We start from the raw sequence: 14,295 nt of genomic DNA, 5'->3' as shown, positions 1-14,295 counted from the left end.
ATGAGTTCAAGCATCCTCGTTGCGCGAAACCTTAGCAAAGTGGTTTCCAGCACGGAAGGCACGCTGACCATTCTGCAGGAGCTCGATCTGGAACTCGCCCGGGGTACCAGCCTGGCCATCGTCGGCAGTTCGGGCTCGGGCAAATCCACCCTCCTCGGTCTGCTCGCCGGCCTCGACTTGCCCAGTTCCGGTCAGATATGTCTGATGGGGCATGATCTGGCCAGCCTGGATGAGGACCAACGGGCTCGGATACGCGCCGAGCATGTCGGCTTCGTCTTCCAGTCATTCCAATTGCTCGACAATCTCGATGCTCTGGAAAACGTCATGCTGCCCCTGGAGCTGGAGGGCCGACACGATGCGCGTGATCGCGCCAGACAATTGCTGGAGCGAGTCGGCCTCGGTCGGCGTCTATTGCACTATCCCCGTCAACTCTCCGGCGGCGAACAGCAGCGGGTCGCAATAGCCCGTGCCTTTGCCGCCGAGCCTGACGTCCTTTTCGCCGACGAGCCAACCGGCAACCTCAATAGCCATACTGGACAGCACATCAGCGACTTACTCTTCGCCCTCAACCAGGAGCGAGGTACGACCCTAGTCCTGGTTACCCATGACGAACGCCTGGCCCAGCGTTGCAAGCGGCTGATCCGTCTGGAGGACGGTCACCTCATCGAAAACCGGAGCCACCCGTGCAGCTCCCCTTTCTCCGCCTGCTGATACTGGCCGCCTGCCAACTGGTACGAGACGCCCGCGCGGGAGAGTTGCGGGTACTGCTTGCCGCGCTCTTGATAGCCGTAGCGGCAACCACGGCTATCGGCTATTTCAGCGCACGCCTGAACGGCACCATGCTATCGCGCGCCAGTGACCTTCTCGGTGCCGATCTGCGCCTGAGCGGCAGCACTCCGGCAGTGCCGGAACAAATCCGGGCAGGCATCGACCTGGGTCTGCGACACTCCAGCCAGGTCGAGTTCTCCAGCGTGATTACCACGGACGAAGGGATCCAGCTGACCAGCGTCAAGGCTGCCGATAATGCCTACCCACTGAGAGGGGAACTCAGGAGCGCTGCCGAGCCCTATCAAGGTGACGCTCCAAGGGATGGCCCAGCCCCCGGGGAAGTCTGGGCTGAAGCGCGTCTGCTCGCCGCCCTGAACCTCAAGGTCGGCGACAACATCGATATAGGCGAGAAGAGCCTTCGCCTGACACGGGTACTGACCCAGGAGCCAGATCGCGCCGGCAATTTCTACAGCTTCACGCCCCACGTACTGATGCATCTGGCCGATCTGGAGTCCACCCGAGTGATACAGCCTGGCAGCCGGGTTCGGTTCATCGACTCGTGGCAGGGCAGTCAAGAGGCATTGCATACCTATCGCCAGCGCATAGAACCTCTCCTTTCGGTGAACCAACGATTGGAGGATGCCCGTGACGGCAATCGGCAGATAGGGGGAGCACTAGCACGCGCCGAGCGCTATCTCAATCTTGCCAGCCTGGCGGCCCTGCTCCTCGCCGGAGTGGCCGTAGCCCTTTCTGCGTCCCGCTTCGCCTACCGGCGTCAGGATGCCAGCGCCCTACTGCGCTGCCTCGGGCTATCACGCAGGGCGACGCTCGCCGTGTTCGGCCTGCAATTGCTCATGCTAGGCCTGCTCGCCTGCGCTCTCGGTGCTGCGCTCGGCTGGCTGGCACAACTGGTACTGCTCCACCTGCTGCGCGAGCTGCTGCCGACGGAATTGCCTGGCGCGGGCGTCGCACCGGCACTCGCAGGATGTGCCACCGGCCTGGTTGCCCTGGCTGGCTTTGCCCTGCCACCGCTGGTTGCGCTTGGCCGTGCTCCGCCGCTGCGGGTGCTGAGGCGCGACCTGCCAACGGTTACCCCCAGCGCCTGGCTATCCTATAGCGCCGCTCTGCTGGCGCTGGCACTGATCATGTGGCGTCTGAGCCTAGATCTGAAGCTCACTCTGGCACTGCTCGGTGGCGGCCTGCTGGCCACCTTTCTGCTCGGTTCGCTGCTGATGCTAGGATTGCGCACATTGCGCCGCCTGCTGGCCGCAGCCCCTTTGGTCTGGCGTCTGGGGATCGGCCAATTACTTCGCCATCCACTGGCGGCAGTTGGACAGGCGCTGGCGTTCGGCCTGATCCTTCTGGCGATGGCACTGATCGCATTACTTCGCGGTGAGCTGCTAGACAACTGGCAGCAGCAATTGCCCGATCAGGCGCCTAACCACTTCGCCCTCAATGTGCTGCCGGCAGAAAAGGATCTCTTCATGCAGCACCTCGCCCGGCTATCTCCCCATCGGGCGCCGCTCTATCCGGTGGTCCCGGGCCGCCTGATTGCCATCAACGGCCAGCCGGTACAGGAGATCGTCAGCAAGGACTCGCGAGGCGAACGAGCCATCCAACGAGATCTCAGCTTGGCTTGGGCCGAGCAGTTGCCGCCTGACAACAGGCTGACAGCGGGGCACTGGTGGACTCGAGACTCCATCCCCCGCAACGAATTGCCCGGCGTGTCGGTCGAGGCCGAACTGGCCAAAAGTCTGGGTCTCAAACTTGCCGACCGACTCAGCTTCAGCGTTGGAGGCTTGGTTCGTGACGCCCAGGTCAGCAGCCTCAGAGCGGTAAGCTGGTACAACCTCCAACCGAATTTCTACATGATCTTCCAGCCCGGCACCCTGGAAGACTTACCCATCACCTACTTGACCAGCTTCTATCTGCCACCGCGGAAAGATCACGAACTGGTCGAGCTGTCCCGAGCTTTTCCGGCCGTCACTCTGCTTCAAGTCGACGCGCTGCTGGAGCAGTTGCGCAGCATCCTCGCCCAGGTCACATTGGCGATCGAGTACGTTCTTCTGTTCGTCCTGGCGGCTGGCGTCAGCGTGCTGTCCGCCGCACTGCAATCGACCCTCGATGAACGGATCCAGCAGACTGCCGTGCTGCGCGCCCTGGGTGCCCGACGACGAGTACTGCTCAACGCCCGCCTCTTGGAGTTCGCCTTGCTCGGCACCGCCAGCGGCCTGCTGGCAGCAGTCGGCTGCGAAACCATCAGTGCCCTGCTGTATCGATTCGCCTTCGACCTTGATTGGCACCCCCATCCCTGGCTCCTGCTGCTACCGGTTCTGGGCGCCCTGCTGGTGGGCACGGCCGGAGTGATGGGAACCCGCCAGGCGCTTAACGCCAGCCCACTGCAGGTAATGCGGGAAAGCTGACTCCACTTGCCATGCCATCACGTCCTATATCGACATTGCGAGAATCATGAGCCGTTATAGACCTCCCCGTTCTGCCGGAACCCCTCTCATCACACCGGAAGGAGAAGCACGTCTGCGTGCCGAGCTCCACGAACTCTGGCATGTACGCCGCCCTCAGGTGACCCAGGCGGTCAGCGAGGCGGCCGCCCAGGGCGACCGCTCGGAGAACGCCGAGTACACCTACGGAAAGAAAATGCTGAGAGAAATCGACAGCCGTGTCCGCTTCCTGACCAAACGGCTGGAGAAGCTGAAAGTGGTCAGCGAGCGCCCCAGCGATCCGAACAAGGTCTATTTCGGCGCCTGGGTCACCCTCGAGGACGAGGAAGGAGAACAGTCCCGCTACCGCATCGTAGGGCCGGATGAGCTGGATCTGAAACAGCACATGATCAGCATCGACTCACCGCTCGCCAGATCCCTGATCGGCAAGGAACTTGATGCCGAAGTCCGAGTGCCGACGCCGACCGGAGAGAAGACCTGGTACGTAGTCGCCATCGACTACCCTTGATCGGGTCTCTTCAGCAACGGCGTGTTATCAGCCCCCGACGGGCAATACGGGTCAGCTCGTGGATGACCTCCTCGGCATTGGCCGACGGAGCCTCCAGGACGGCCAGATCGAAGCTGTCCGCCGGGAAGTCTGCGATGGATTCGGGATCGCGAGCAAACTGAATCAGGGAAGAATCCTTTCTCCCCCACCGGCTAGGCCAGCCGCGAAGGTAATGCATGAGACTCTGTCGATCGTTGCCGCCCAGGAGGATTTTCGGCCTACGACGGAACAATCCCGGGGTAATGGGGGCCAGACGAATCTGGAAACGGTCGCTGCTCATCGACATCGCTCTCTGCATAGCCATTCGGTTTGCTGTTACCGGGTAGCCTAGGAAGCCAGAGGAGGGCCGGTCAAGGACAAGGACACTTTCCGTTCGGTCAAAAGATCGGGAGATTACATGGGATTGCGCCTGTTCTTCGGCATACCTCTGCCACATCGGCAAGCCGAAATCATCGCAGCCTGGAGAGATAGCCTGACATTGCGAGGCAGGCCGGTTGCGGCGAGCAATCTGCATTTGACGCTGGCCTTCTTGGGCGATCAGCCTGCCGACCGCCTAGCCGAACTGAGCGAGATAGCCTCGCGCATCGAGGCGAGCCAATTCAGTCTGACGCTAGACCGGTTGACCATCAGCCATCATGGCCTGCTTGCTCTGGGGCCGGCATCACCGCCCTCGGCCCTACTGGATTTAGAAAGCCAATTGAGAGAGGGACTGCTCGCCTGCGGCTACCCCCTGGATACCCGGGAATTCTGGCCCCATGTGACTCTCGCCCGGCGTTGTCTGATCAGGCCGGGCTTATCGGCCCCTTCCTATGCTTGCCAGATCGAGCGCTTCGCTCTTTATCAGTCGATCAACGATGGGCGGGGTATGGCGTACATACCCTTGCTTCACTGGCTTCTGGGGCGGAGGGAAGAGGATTAGCGCTTGGCGCTCGCAACACGCTGGTTCTGCTCCAAAGCATTGCGCTCGCGATGGAATGCGAAGAAGTATTTGTTCACGCTGTTGACGTAGCTGACCACGCCCATGCCGAGTTGCTCCGCCGCAATGCGCTCCACCTGAAAGAACCACTGATTGGGATTCAGCCCCCGCCGCCGGGCTTCCGCGCGTAGTCGCTGCACACGCTCGGGCCCCATGTTGTAGGCCGCCAAGGTGAACGCCATCCGCTCCCGCTCATTGAAATGCGGGCTGTTGAAGTATTGGCGGCGAATAGATGCCAGATACTTGGCACTGGCCTGAACGTTGTTTTCCAGCTGATGGACATTGCCAACGCCGACCTTGCGGGCGGTCGCCGGGGTAATCTGCATCAGACCGGTGGCGCTGCCCGTACCTCGGGCGGTCGGATTCAGCGTGGACTCCTTGAATGCCACCGCAGCCAGATTCAGCCAGTCGAACTCATGCTGATCGGCGAAACGTTGCAACACCGGACGGACACTCTCCAGGCGCTTGCGGGCGGTCTTGGCCAACGGATCGTGCACCTTGTACAGGGGAAGATAGACACGCTGGAAGGCCGCATCCGCATCGGATGGGGCGCGATAGGTCTTGAGGAACTGATCGATACTCGCGCGCAGGTTCGTGGCATCGCGACGGACGAACCAGCTCATATCGCCGTCGCGGGAGAAGACCACCCCCTGCTCTAGCTGCAGATTGGGCAGCACCTTGGCCCAGCGCTGGGCAATCGGCAGCTCCACCACGGAAAACGGGAGGATGCCGGCATGCACCATTTCCAGAACGTCCTCGACTGCCAGAGTGGGATCAACCCATTCGATGGCAATCGGCGACAGCTTGCGCTGGGCCAAGCGTTCGTTGATCTGCTGAATGACCTCGCCAGCGGCGCTACCGGTTGGTAGCGCCAAGCTCTTGCCGGATAGCTGTTCCAGACGCTGGTAGCGACGCGCACCTTTCCGACTGACCAGAACCAGCGGCACATTGGCCATGACCGGCGCACTGGGACTGATATCGCCTCGCCCATGCCGCGGGACGACTTCACCAGGCGCCACCAGATCCCCTTCGCCACGCTGCAGCGCGGCGAGCAATTGATCCTTGGCCATGGGAATCAACTTCAGGGTCAGCTGGCTGCCATCGTCCGCCGTTCGGTTGAGATACTGCTCGAAGGCACGCAGGCGGCGGTATTCGATGCCGATCGGCTCCCCTTTCACTTCCCCGGAGCTGTTGCGGCTCTGATTGACCAGCACGCGAAGTACGCCACTGCTGCGCACCTGGGCCAGATCCCGTATCTGCCCCGGGTTGTGCCAGGCTTCCTGCGGGCCGGCCAGACGCGCCGCTGCCGGCAACGGCAACAGGGTCAGCAGGCACAACAGAAATAGCAGTCGACGGAGCATCGGCTCTCCCATTAATAACTATTTGCGATATTAATCAACCGTTTCAGAACACATAGATCAGAAGAAGTTCCGGCCATAAGCGTCAAGGATCGCACAGGCTATTCTCCTCCAGCAAAGCCACATTCTTTAATTTGCTGATCTTCAAGGACATTTATGACGAAAATGATAATGCTATGCTGCTTTCGATCAATTCCGAGACGGTTTTCATGGAACTCATCGATATTGGCGTCAATCTGACGCATCCTGGCTTTGCCGCCGAGCGGGAAGCCCTGCTGAGCCGTGCCCACCGGGCGGGAGTCGTCCAAATGGTACTGACGGGCACCAATCTCGACGACAGCGAGCAAGCGCGGGCTCTATGCGAACAACTGGACGAGCATGGTGATCGGCTGTTCGCTACTGCCGGCGTTCATCCCCACGAAGCTTCGGGCTGGACTGCGGAGAGCCCCCGCCACCTCCGGGCCCTATTGAGCGAAGGCAGGATACGCGCCGTTGGCGAATGCGGTCTTGATTTCAATCGTGATTTCTCGCCACGAGATCAGCAGGAAAAAGTGCTGGAGGAGCAGCTTGCCCTGGCGGCAGAGACCGGCAAACCCGTCTTTCTCCATGAGCGAGAAGCGAGTCAGCGGCTGATGGCCATTCTCCGCAACTACCGCGACCACCTGTCGGCGGCAGTAGTACACTGCTTCACGGGGGAGAAACAGGCCCTGTTCGGCTATCTGGACCTGGATCTGCACATTGGCATCACCGGCTGGATCTGCGACGAGCGCCGCGGTACCCACCTGCACTCGCTGGTCCGGGAAATCCCCGTCGGGCGACTGATGCTGGAAAGCGATGCCCCCTATCTGCTGCCTCGCACCTTGCGCCCAAGACCCAAGAGCGGTCACAACGAACCAGCCTTCCTCGTCGAGGTACTGCGCGAGGTCGCCCTGCACAGAGGCGAATCGGAACAGTCTCTGGCCGCACATACCACGGCCTGCGCCCGACGCTTCTTCGGTCTGCCCGAGATAGGGCTATCGGGGGAATAGAAGGTCCTCATTAGCAGCACTGCCCAGCGCGGCCTAGACTTTCCATAACCCTTGGGAGGCTAGAAGTCATGGGCAAGCGCGCAACCGAACTGCTACAACGGCAATGGCATCATTATACCGATCATCATCAGGACCCTACCCAACTAGCCCTGCAGTTGCTTGCCATGTCGATATTCATCATTGCCTGCATGGTGCTATTGAGCGCTCTGCTGAGTCCAAGTCCGCTATCCGTGATGCTCGGAGTGATCGGCCTGTATGCAGCGTTCTCCCTGCAACCCCACGGGCATGGACACGAGGCCCCGCTGCACTCTCCCATCGGAGGTGCCTGGAAAACTCGCCGCCGGCGGCGTTAGTGACAGGCTCCCCGCAGCCGACGAGCCTCCGCTCTCCTTATAGCACCAGATTCATGATCGAGCGCCCCACGGACGCCACGGAAACGCCCGGCGTAACGAGCGCAAGGCATGAACCAACTCGCTGGGTGCCCATCGCTGCCCGCCATAGCGCTGGGCTTCGAAGAGTTCGAGGAACCTCAGGATGGCTCTAGCCTGGGCCGGCAGCTGTCTGGCCGCTCGCTCGGCGAAGGTTCTCGCCCCCTCGCCCGGGCTGCGCAGCGCGCCACGCCGCGCCAGCAGCCTCTCGAAACGCCGGAACAGACGCTCGAGCGGATCTCGCTCGCGCTGCCAGGGCTTGAACAACAACAAGGCCACCAATCCGAACAGCAGGCCCCCGAACAGAACGACAGCGCCTCCCAGCACGCGCAGATCGAGGCCGGCGAACCAGTAGCGCAACATCAGCAATTGCTGCTCGCCCTGATAACCGAGCACCCAGCGCTGCCAGCCGTAATTGAGATCGTCCCAGCCCAGACGTATCCGATTGAGCCAGCCGATACCGCGGTAGCGCATCAATGACATCGGCGCCTCCTCCAGGAAACTGCGCTCCTCGGCCACCGCCTGCTCCAGCCCCTGCTCGATGCGTTGCGGCGCCACCTGGAAAGTCGGATCGATCCGGACCCAGCCGTATTGGGGCCGCCAGTATTCGACCCAGGCATGGGCATCGAACTGATGCACGAGCAGATAATTCCCCGCCGGATTGAGTTCGCCGCCCTGATAACCGGCGACGACCCGTGCCGGAATGCCGGCAGCACGCAGCACGAAGGTCGTAGCTCCGGCGAAATGCGCACAGAACCCGGCGCGGGTGGCGAACAGGAAATCGTCGATACTGTCCTGGCCCACCGCTGGCGGCTTCAAGGTATAGCGGTAGGGCTCGCGATTGAAATGCTCGAGCAGCCTCTGCACCAGCAGCTCCGGCTCCGGATACAGTCTGCGCAGTTCGGCAGCCCAGGTCCGGGTCCGCGGGTTGACGTCTCTGGGCAACTGCAGCGCCCGGCGCAAGGACGACACCGCGGCCTCCGGCTCGCGTAATGCGGCCGGCCAGGAAGTGACTCGATAGAGCAGCGACTGACTCACCGGGTAGCGCCGCTGCAGGCGGAAATCCGCCATCAGGCGCGCATCCTCGAGACTGCTCTCAGCGACATCCAGCGCATACAGCCAGGGGCGCTCGTTCGGCTGCATGACGATGCTGTAGCCGAGCGGCTCGCCAAGCTTCTGCCAGGCCGGCGTCACCGGCAGCCTGGCGTCCTCCGGCTGCGACCAGCGGCGCCCGTCGAAATGCTCCAGAGTCAGCACACGCCAGTACAACTGATCGCGCTCGGGTATCGGGCCGTCGAAGCTGACCCGGAAAGCCAACGTGCCGGAACGGCTCAGCTCAGCCATCTCGCCGGGCGTCATGCTATCGGAAAGTCCGGTCACGTCGCTTTCCCTGGACGCCGACATCGACCAGAGCGGATCGATCCGGGGAAAGAAGACGAACAGCAAGGCCATCAGCGGCAGGGCCTGCAACAGCAGGCTGCCAGCCAATCGCAGGGTATCCCTCGGCCGTGCAGCCAATCCGCTCTGCTGAAGACCGATGAGCGCCGCCAGCAGCGCCGTGACAGGCAGCAGACTGTACAGGGCGGCGAGCATGCCGTCCTCGAACAGGTAGGAAGTCACCACGGCGAAAAGGCCCAGGAAGATCACCACCAAAGCATCCCGTCGGGTGCGCATTTCCACCAGTTTGAGGGCGAAGGCGGCTATCAGCAGCACGACTCCGGCCTCCAGCTCGACCAGCCCACCGCGGGACAGGTACACGCCGACGCCGCAGGCGAGCATCAGCAGGATCTTCACCCAGGCACCGGGAAAAGGCGCCCGCATTCGGAAGATCTGCACGCGCCAGGCTGCGCAGCCCAGCCACAGACCACTGACCCACAGCGGCAGATGCCCCAGGTGCGGCAGGATGACCAGCAGTTGGGCGATCAGCAGCCAGGTCAGTCCGACGCGCGGGATCATCTGGGCGGCAGCGCTCATTCCCCCTCCCGGAACAGCGCCAGGGCCTGCAGACAGGCACTACGATGCGCCTCGCCGCTCCCGGGGCCGAGCACTCGATCGGGCAGGCGCAGGACGAATCGCTGCTGACTGGAGGAAAGCTGCAGAACCCAATGGCAGAGCAGCGACAGGCGGCTCTCCTGATCGCCCTCCAGACCGTCGAAATCCAATAGCAATTCGCCTCCACCGAATGCCGCGAACTCCTTGACCAGCAGCCCCTGCCCCCGGGAATAGGCCTTCCAGTGGAGGCGGCACCGTGAATCGCCCGGCTGATAAGCGCGCAGTCCCTGATAATCGTCTGCGCCGAGGCTCTGCAGCCGCTGTCCCTGCTCCTCGCTATCCATCGCCCGGCCGGCGGACCAGGGCAGCTCTCCCCGCAGCGGTCGCGGATAGACCAACGCCCGCTGCTGCAGATCGACCCAACTCCAGGCCACCAGCAATCCCAACGGGAAGCGGCTTTCCACCCGCATGCGTGGTGCCCTGAGCCAGCCGCGCCGTTCCGTCGGAAGCGTGAGCACAGCCTCGCAGGCACCCTCAGCGGGTACGTCCAGCGTCTGCAGGGGGCCGTTCGTCCAGCCCAGCGCCACGGCCTGATGGGCCTGCCCTTCGCTCGTCAGATGGACCCGGAAGCTGGCCTGCTCGCCGGCGAAGACCGCTGGGACCGTACCGGCCCGCAGGCTCAGTCCGGCCAGATTGCGAAAGGTGTGCAGGATGCTCACCAGAAACACCGAGCCCAGCAGGAAGGTCAGGGCGTAGGCCAGGCTGTTCTGGTAATTGACCGCGGCCAGCAGCATCAGCAGCAGGGACAGACAGAACCCCAGCCCGACCCGACTGGGGATGATGAAGATGCGACGCTGGGTCAGACGAACGCTGTCGGCTGCTGGCGAGCGCCGGTTCATCCAGCGCTCGCGGAAGTGGTTCGCGCGCTCCGCCAGCATCAGACCGCCGAGACCTCGCGCAGCAGCCACTGCACCAGCGTGCCGGCGCCATGCCCGCCGGAATCGGCCCGATCGTGCAGTCGGTGGCCGGCAACCGCGGGCAGCACCACCTGGACGTCCTCGGGAATCACGTAGTCGCGCCCTGCGAGATACGCCCAGGCCCTCGCCGCGGCCAACAGGCCGAGGCTGGCGCGCGGCGATAGTCCCCAGGCGATTTGCGGCTGGCTGCGGGTGGCCCCGACCAGGCGCAGCACATAATCGATCAGTGCATCGCTGGCGCGCACCTGCGTCACCTCGGCCTGGATCCTGGCGAGTGCGGCACGGTCGAGCTGCGGCTCCAGACGCGGCAACCATTCGCGCCGCGAACCGTCCTGTAGCAGAGCCTTCTCCGCGGCTTTCGCCGGATAACCCAGCGACAACCGCATGAGGAAGCGGTCCAGCTGGGACTCCGGCAGGGCGAAGGTCCCGCCCTGGTTGGCCGGGTTCTGCGTGGCGATCACGAAAAAGGGCTCGGGCAGTGGTCGGGTGGCGCCCTCGATGGTCACCTGCCCCTCCTCCATCGCTTCGAGCAGCGCGCTCTGACTCTTCGGAGTCGCCCGATTGATCTCGTCGGCTAGGACCAGCTCGGCGAAGATCGGTCCCGGATGAAAAACGAACTGCCCGCTGTCCTTGTCGAACACCGACGTACCGAGGATGTCCCCTGGCAGCAGGTCGGAAGTGAATTGGATGCGCTGGAAGCTCAGGCCGAGCACCCTGGCCAGGGCGTGGCTGAGCGTGGTCTTGCCCATGCCGGGCAGATCCTCGATCAACAGGTGGCCGCGAGCGAGCAGACAGGCGAGCGCTAGGCGTACCTGGGAATCTTTGTCCAGCAATACTTGATTGATACTCTCAAGACAGCTATCCAGCCGGGTACGCATCTCGAACCTCCTCGCATACGGAAACAGTGATGCTACCGGCGCATGATCGAACGGCAAGGCCTGCGGGCCGCCGCGAAGCAGAAATGTGAACTGTCCGTTGACACAGGCCAATGCGCCTCCGGTCCGCCGCGACCATGGTTCGGAGAAACTTCCCAGGATGGAGAATGCAATGCAGAGTCCTGCGCGCTCAGAGTGGCACGCCCAACCGGCCCAGGCCAGCCTCGTCCAGCTGCGCAGCAGTCGGGACGGCCTTTCCAGCAGCGAAGCCGAGCGCCGGCTGCAGGAGCACGGCCCCAACCGCCTGCCGCAGCGACGCCGGACCCATCCAGTGAAGCGCTTCCTCCTGCAGTTCCACAACGTACTGATCTATGTGCTGCTGGCCTCCTGCGGAGTCACTCTGTTTCTCGGCGAATGGATCGACAGCGCGGTGATCTTCGGCGTGGTGCTGATAAACGCCATCGCCGGCTTTATCCAGGAAGGCAAGGCCGAACAGGCCATGTTGGCGATCCAGAAGATGCTGACCCACGAAAGCCGGGTACGCCGGGACGACAAGGTGCGCGTGCTGCCAGCGGAGGATCTGGTACCGGGCGACGTGGTCCTGCTGGAGGCCGGCGACCGGGTACCGGCCGATCTGCGCTTGCTGGCGACCCGCGAACTGCGCATCGAGGAGGCGGCCCTGACCGGCGAGTCGCTGCCCAGCGACAAGCAGGTCGAGCCCGTCGGCGCCGCCGCCGAACTCGGCGACCGCAGCAGCATGGCCTACTCCGGCACCCTGGTCAGCGCCGGCAGCGGCGTCGGGCTGGTGGTGGCCACCGCGGACTGCACCGAGCTCGGCCGTATCAGCCACATGCTCGGCGACGTGAAACGCCTGCAGACCCCTCTGCTGGCGGACATCTCGCACTTCGCCAGGCAACTGACCCTGATCATCCTGGTCCTCGCCCTGGCCACCTTCGTCTTCGGCGTGCTGCTGCGCGGCCACTCGGCCGACGACATGCTGCTGGCCGCCGTGGGGCTGGCGGTGGCGGCCATTCCGGAAGGCCTGCCGGCCGTGCTGACCATCATCCTCGCCCTGGGTGTGCAACGCATGGCCCGCCATCGGGCGATCATCCGCCACCTGCCTGCCGTGGAAAGTCTGGGGGCGGTGACGGTGATCTGTTCCGACAAGACCGGCACCCTGACGCGCAACGAGATGACCGTGCAGCGCATCTACACCGCCGAGCACAGCTACGAAGTGGAGGGCATCGGCTATGCCCCGGACGGCAAGATCCGCTGCGACGACGACAAGCTCTGCAAGCTCGAGGAAGCCGACGATCTGATCGAACTGGCCCGCGCCGGGCTGCTGGCCAACAGCGCCACGCTGCGCCTGCTGGACGACAGCTGGTGCATCACTGGCGACCCCACCGAGGCGGCCCTGCTCACCCTCGCCGGCAAGCTCGGTCTGCAGCGGCAGCAGGAAAGCCGGCGCCTGCCGCGGGTTGATGCGATTCCCTTCAGCGCCGAACGTCGCAGCCTGGCCAGCCTGCACCATGATCACGCCGACCATGGCCTGATCTACCAGTTCGGCGCCCCGGAGCGCCTGCTGGAAGTCTGCAACCGGCAGTGGTGCGCCGGCCGCGATCAGGCCCTGGATCCGCGCTACTGGCGCCAGCGCCTGGAAGAGGGCGCGAGCCAGGGCTTGCGCATGCTCGGTCTGGCCATGCGGCCGCTGGAGAAACCGCAGCAGGTGCTGAACGAGAGCGACCTGAATGGCGACTTCATCTTCCTCGGCCTGGTCGGCATGATCGACCCACCGCGGGAGGAGGCCATCCGCGCCATCGCCGAATGTCACAGCTCCGGCATCGCCGTGAAGATGATCACCGGCGACCATGCCGCTACCGCCAGCGCCATCGCCCAGCGTCTGGGACTGAACGGCGGCAGGGCGATCACCGGCGCCGAACTGGATCAGTTGAGCGATTCCGAACTCGATGCCAGGCTGGCCGAGACCAGCGTGTTCGCGCGGACCAACCCGGCGCACAAGCTGCGCCTGGTGCAACGCCTGCAGGCATGCGGCGCACGGGTGGCGATGACCGGCGACGGGGTCAACGACGCGCCGGCGCTGAAACGGGCAGATATCGGCATCGCCATGGGCATCAAGGGCACCGAGGTAGCCAAGGAGGCGGCGCAGATGGTACTGGCCGACGACAACTTCGCCACGCTGGTGCATGCGGTCGCCGAAGGGCGCACGGTCTACGACAACCTGAAGAAGTCGATTCTCTTCATCCTGCCCACCAATGGCGGGCAGGCCTTGGTGCTGCTGGCCGCCATCGCCCTCGGTCTGGCGCTGCCGGTCACGCCGCTGCAGATCCTCTGGGTCAACATGATCACCGCCGTCACCCTGGCACTGACCCTGGCCTTCGAGCCGGCCGAAAGCAGCATCATGCGCCTGCCGCCCAGGTCCCCGCAGGCGCCGCTGCTCAGCGCCTGGATGCTATGGCGGGTCGCTTTCGTCTCGGTCCTGCTCACCTTGGCCAGCGGCGGTCTGTTCGAGTACAGCCAGGCCAGCGGCTGGACTCTGGAAGCCAGCCGGACCCTAGCCGTGAACGTGCTGGTCGCCGGAGAGATCGGTTACCTGTTCAGCTGCCGCCGGCTGAGCGAGCCCGCCAGCTTCGCCATCCGCAGAAATCCCATGCTCTGGGGAATGGTGCTGCTGATATTGCTGCTGCAACTGGCCTTCACCTACTGGCCTCCCCTGCAGGAGTTGTTCGCCACCACGGGGCTGGAGCTAGAGGCCTGGGCCTGGTGCCTGCTGGCCGCACTCGGCGTCTGCCTGATGGTGGAGCTGGAGAAGACTCTGCACCGCTGGCGCCAAGTCAGCCCTGGCGCCCAGCAGCAGGCATGAAGGAAG

At 63.8% G+C, this 14,295-nt stretch carries 11 protein-coding genes; 6 read left to right on the top strand and 5 right to left on the bottom strand.

Features of this window, described 5'->3' with window-relative positions; translation table 11 throughout:
* Genes ACFOJE_RS08900 through greB form a run of 3 tightly spaced genes read left to right on the top strand, consistent with a single transcriptional unit; the run spans window position 1 to window position 3,735 of the window.
* Window positions 1-711, top strand: a complete 711-nt coding sequence (locus tag ACFOJE_RS08900) for an ABC transporter ATP-binding protein (protein WP_377813965.1) — start codon at window positions 1-3, stop codon at window positions 709-711.
* On the top strand, window positions 684-3,191 hold the full coding sequence (locus ACFOJE_RS08895) for an ABC transporter permease (RefSeq protein WP_377813964.1): 2,508 nt from the start codon (window positions 684-686) through the stop codon (window positions 3,189-3,191). The genes ACFOJE_RS08900 and ACFOJE_RS08895 overlap by 28 nt, the downstream gene beginning before the upstream one ends.
* A gap of 46 nt (window positions 3,192-3,237) precedes the next feature.
* A complete protein-coding gene (greB, locus tag ACFOJE_RS08890) occupies window positions 3,238-3,735 on the top strand; it encodes a transcription elongation factor GreB (RefSeq protein WP_377813963.1) in 498 nt (165 codons plus the stop codon).
* 10 nt (window positions 3,736-3,745) lie between these two features.
* Here greB and ACFOJE_RS08885 read toward each other — a convergent pair whose 3' ends face one another.
* The gene (locus ACFOJE_RS08885) at window positions 3,746-4,054 is read right to left on the bottom strand and encodes a class I SAM-dependent methyltransferase (RefSeq protein ID WP_377813962.1); all 309 of its coding nucleotides are present in this window, start codon (window positions 4,052-4,054) and stop codon (window positions 3,746-3,748) included.
* Window positions 4,055-4,171: 117 nt separating this feature from the next.
* Between ACFOJE_RS08885 and thpR the strand changes: the two genes are divergently transcribed.
* The gene (gene thpR / locus ACFOJE_RS08880; RefSeq protein WP_377813961.1) at window positions 4,172-4,693 is read left to right on the top strand and encodes an RNA 2',3'-cyclic phosphodiesterase; all 522 of its coding nucleotides are present in this window, start codon (window positions 4,172-4,174) and stop codon (window positions 4,691-4,693) included.
* Here thpR and ACFOJE_RS08875 read toward each other — a convergent pair.
* On the bottom strand, window positions 4,690-6,111 hold the full coding sequence (locus tag ACFOJE_RS08875; RefSeq protein WP_377814131.1) for an MltF family protein: 1,422 nt from the start codon (window positions 6,109-6,111) through the stop codon (window positions 4,690-4,692). The genes thpR and ACFOJE_RS08875 overlap by 4 nt on opposite strands.
* A 206-nt stretch (window positions 6,112-6,317) precedes the next feature.
* Here ACFOJE_RS08875 and ACFOJE_RS08870 point away from each other — a divergent pair, with 206 nt between their 5' ends.
* On the top strand, window positions 6,318-7,136 hold the full coding sequence (locus ACFOJE_RS08870) for a TatD family hydrolase (RefSeq protein ID WP_377814130.1): 819 nt from the start codon (window positions 6,318-6,320) through the stop codon (window positions 7,134-7,136).
* Window positions 7,137-7,540: 404 nt separating this feature from the next.
* On the opposite strand, the gene ACFOJE_RS08865 is transcribed toward ACFOJE_RS08870, so the two are convergent.
* Genes ACFOJE_RS08865 through ACFOJE_RS08855 form a run of 3 tightly spaced genes read right to left on the bottom strand, consistent with a single transcriptional unit; the run spans window position 7,541 to window position 11,411 of the window.
* Complete coding sequence (locus ACFOJE_RS08865; protein ID WP_377813960.1) at window positions 7,541-9,538, bottom strand: transglutaminase TgpA family protein; 1,998 nt, start codon at window positions 9,536-9,538, stop codon at window positions 7,541-7,543.
* On the bottom strand, window positions 9,535-10,494 hold the full coding sequence (locus tag ACFOJE_RS08860; RefSeq protein ID WP_377813959.1) for a DUF58 domain-containing protein: 960 nt from the start codon (window positions 10,492-10,494) through the stop codon (window positions 9,535-9,537). Before ACFOJE_RS08860 ends, ACFOJE_RS08865 begins: the two co-directional genes overlap by 4 nt.
* Window positions 10,494-11,411, bottom strand: coding sequence for an AAA family ATPase (locus ACFOJE_RS08855; RefSeq protein ID WP_377813958.1), 918 nt, complete (start codon window positions 11,409-11,411; stop codon window positions 10,494-10,496). Before ACFOJE_RS08855 ends, ACFOJE_RS08860 begins: the two co-directional genes overlap by 1 nt.
* Window positions 11,412-11,580: 169 nt before the next feature.
* Between ACFOJE_RS08855 and ACFOJE_RS08850 the strand changes: the two genes are divergently transcribed.
* Window positions 11,581-14,289, top strand: a complete 2,709-nt coding sequence (locus ACFOJE_RS08850) for a cation-transporting P-type ATPase (RefSeq protein WP_377813957.1) — start codon at window positions 11,581-11,583, stop codon at window positions 14,287-14,289.
* Window positions 14,290-14,295 lie beyond the last annotated feature (6 nt).

Origin of the sequence: Azotobacter bryophylli, from assembly GCF_042643485.1 — a bacterium.
Classification (GTDB): domain Bacteria; phylum Pseudomonadota; class Gammaproteobacteria; order Pseudomonadales; family Pseudomonadaceae; genus Azotobacter; species Azotobacter bryophylli.
This window is presented reverse-complemented; position numbering and strand designations above follow the sequence as displayed.

What these genes read in the sequence shown, in the direction of transcription:
- greB (WP_377813963.1), top strand. Translation starts at nt 3,238, where the DNA reads ATGAGCCGTTATAGACCTCCCCGTTCTGCCGGAACCCCTCTCATCACA.
- thpR (WP_377813961.1), top strand. Translation starts at nt 4,172, where the DNA reads ATGGGATTGCGCCTGTTCTTCGGCATACCTCTGCCACATCGGCAAGCC.
- ACFOJE_RS08900 (WP_377813965.1), top strand. Translation starts at nt 1, where the DNA reads ATGAGTTCAAGCATCCTCGTTGCGCGAAACCTTAGCAAAGTGGTTTCC.
- ACFOJE_RS08875 (WP_377814131.1), bottom strand. Translation starts at nt 6,111, where the DNA reads ATGCTCCGTCGACTGCTATTTCTGTTGTGCCTGCTGACCCTGTTGCCG.
- ACFOJE_RS08860 (WP_377813959.1), bottom strand. Translation starts at nt 10,494, where the DNA reads ATGCTGGCGGAGCGCGCGAACCACTTCCGCGAGCGCTGGATGAACCGG.
- ACFOJE_RS08865 (WP_377813960.1), bottom strand. Translation starts at nt 9,538, where the DNA reads ATGAGCGCTGCCGCCCAGATGATCCCGCGCGTCGGACTGACCTGGCTG.
- ACFOJE_RS08885 (WP_377813962.1), bottom strand. Translation starts at nt 4,054, where the DNA reads ATGAGCAGCGACCGTTTCCAGATTCGTCTGGCCCCCATTACCCCGGGA.
- ACFOJE_RS08850 (WP_377813957.1), top strand. Translation starts at nt 11,581, where the DNA reads ATGCAGAGTCCTGCGCGCTCAGAGTGGCACGCCCAACCGGCCCAGGCC.
- ACFOJE_RS08870 (WP_377814130.1), top strand. Translation starts at nt 6,318, where the DNA reads ATGGAACTCATCGATATTGGCGTCAATCTGACGCATCCTGGCTTTGCC.
- ACFOJE_RS08855 (WP_377813958.1), bottom strand. Translation starts at nt 11,411, where the DNA reads ATGCGTACCCGGCTGGATAGCTGTCTTGAGAGTATCAATCAAGTATTG.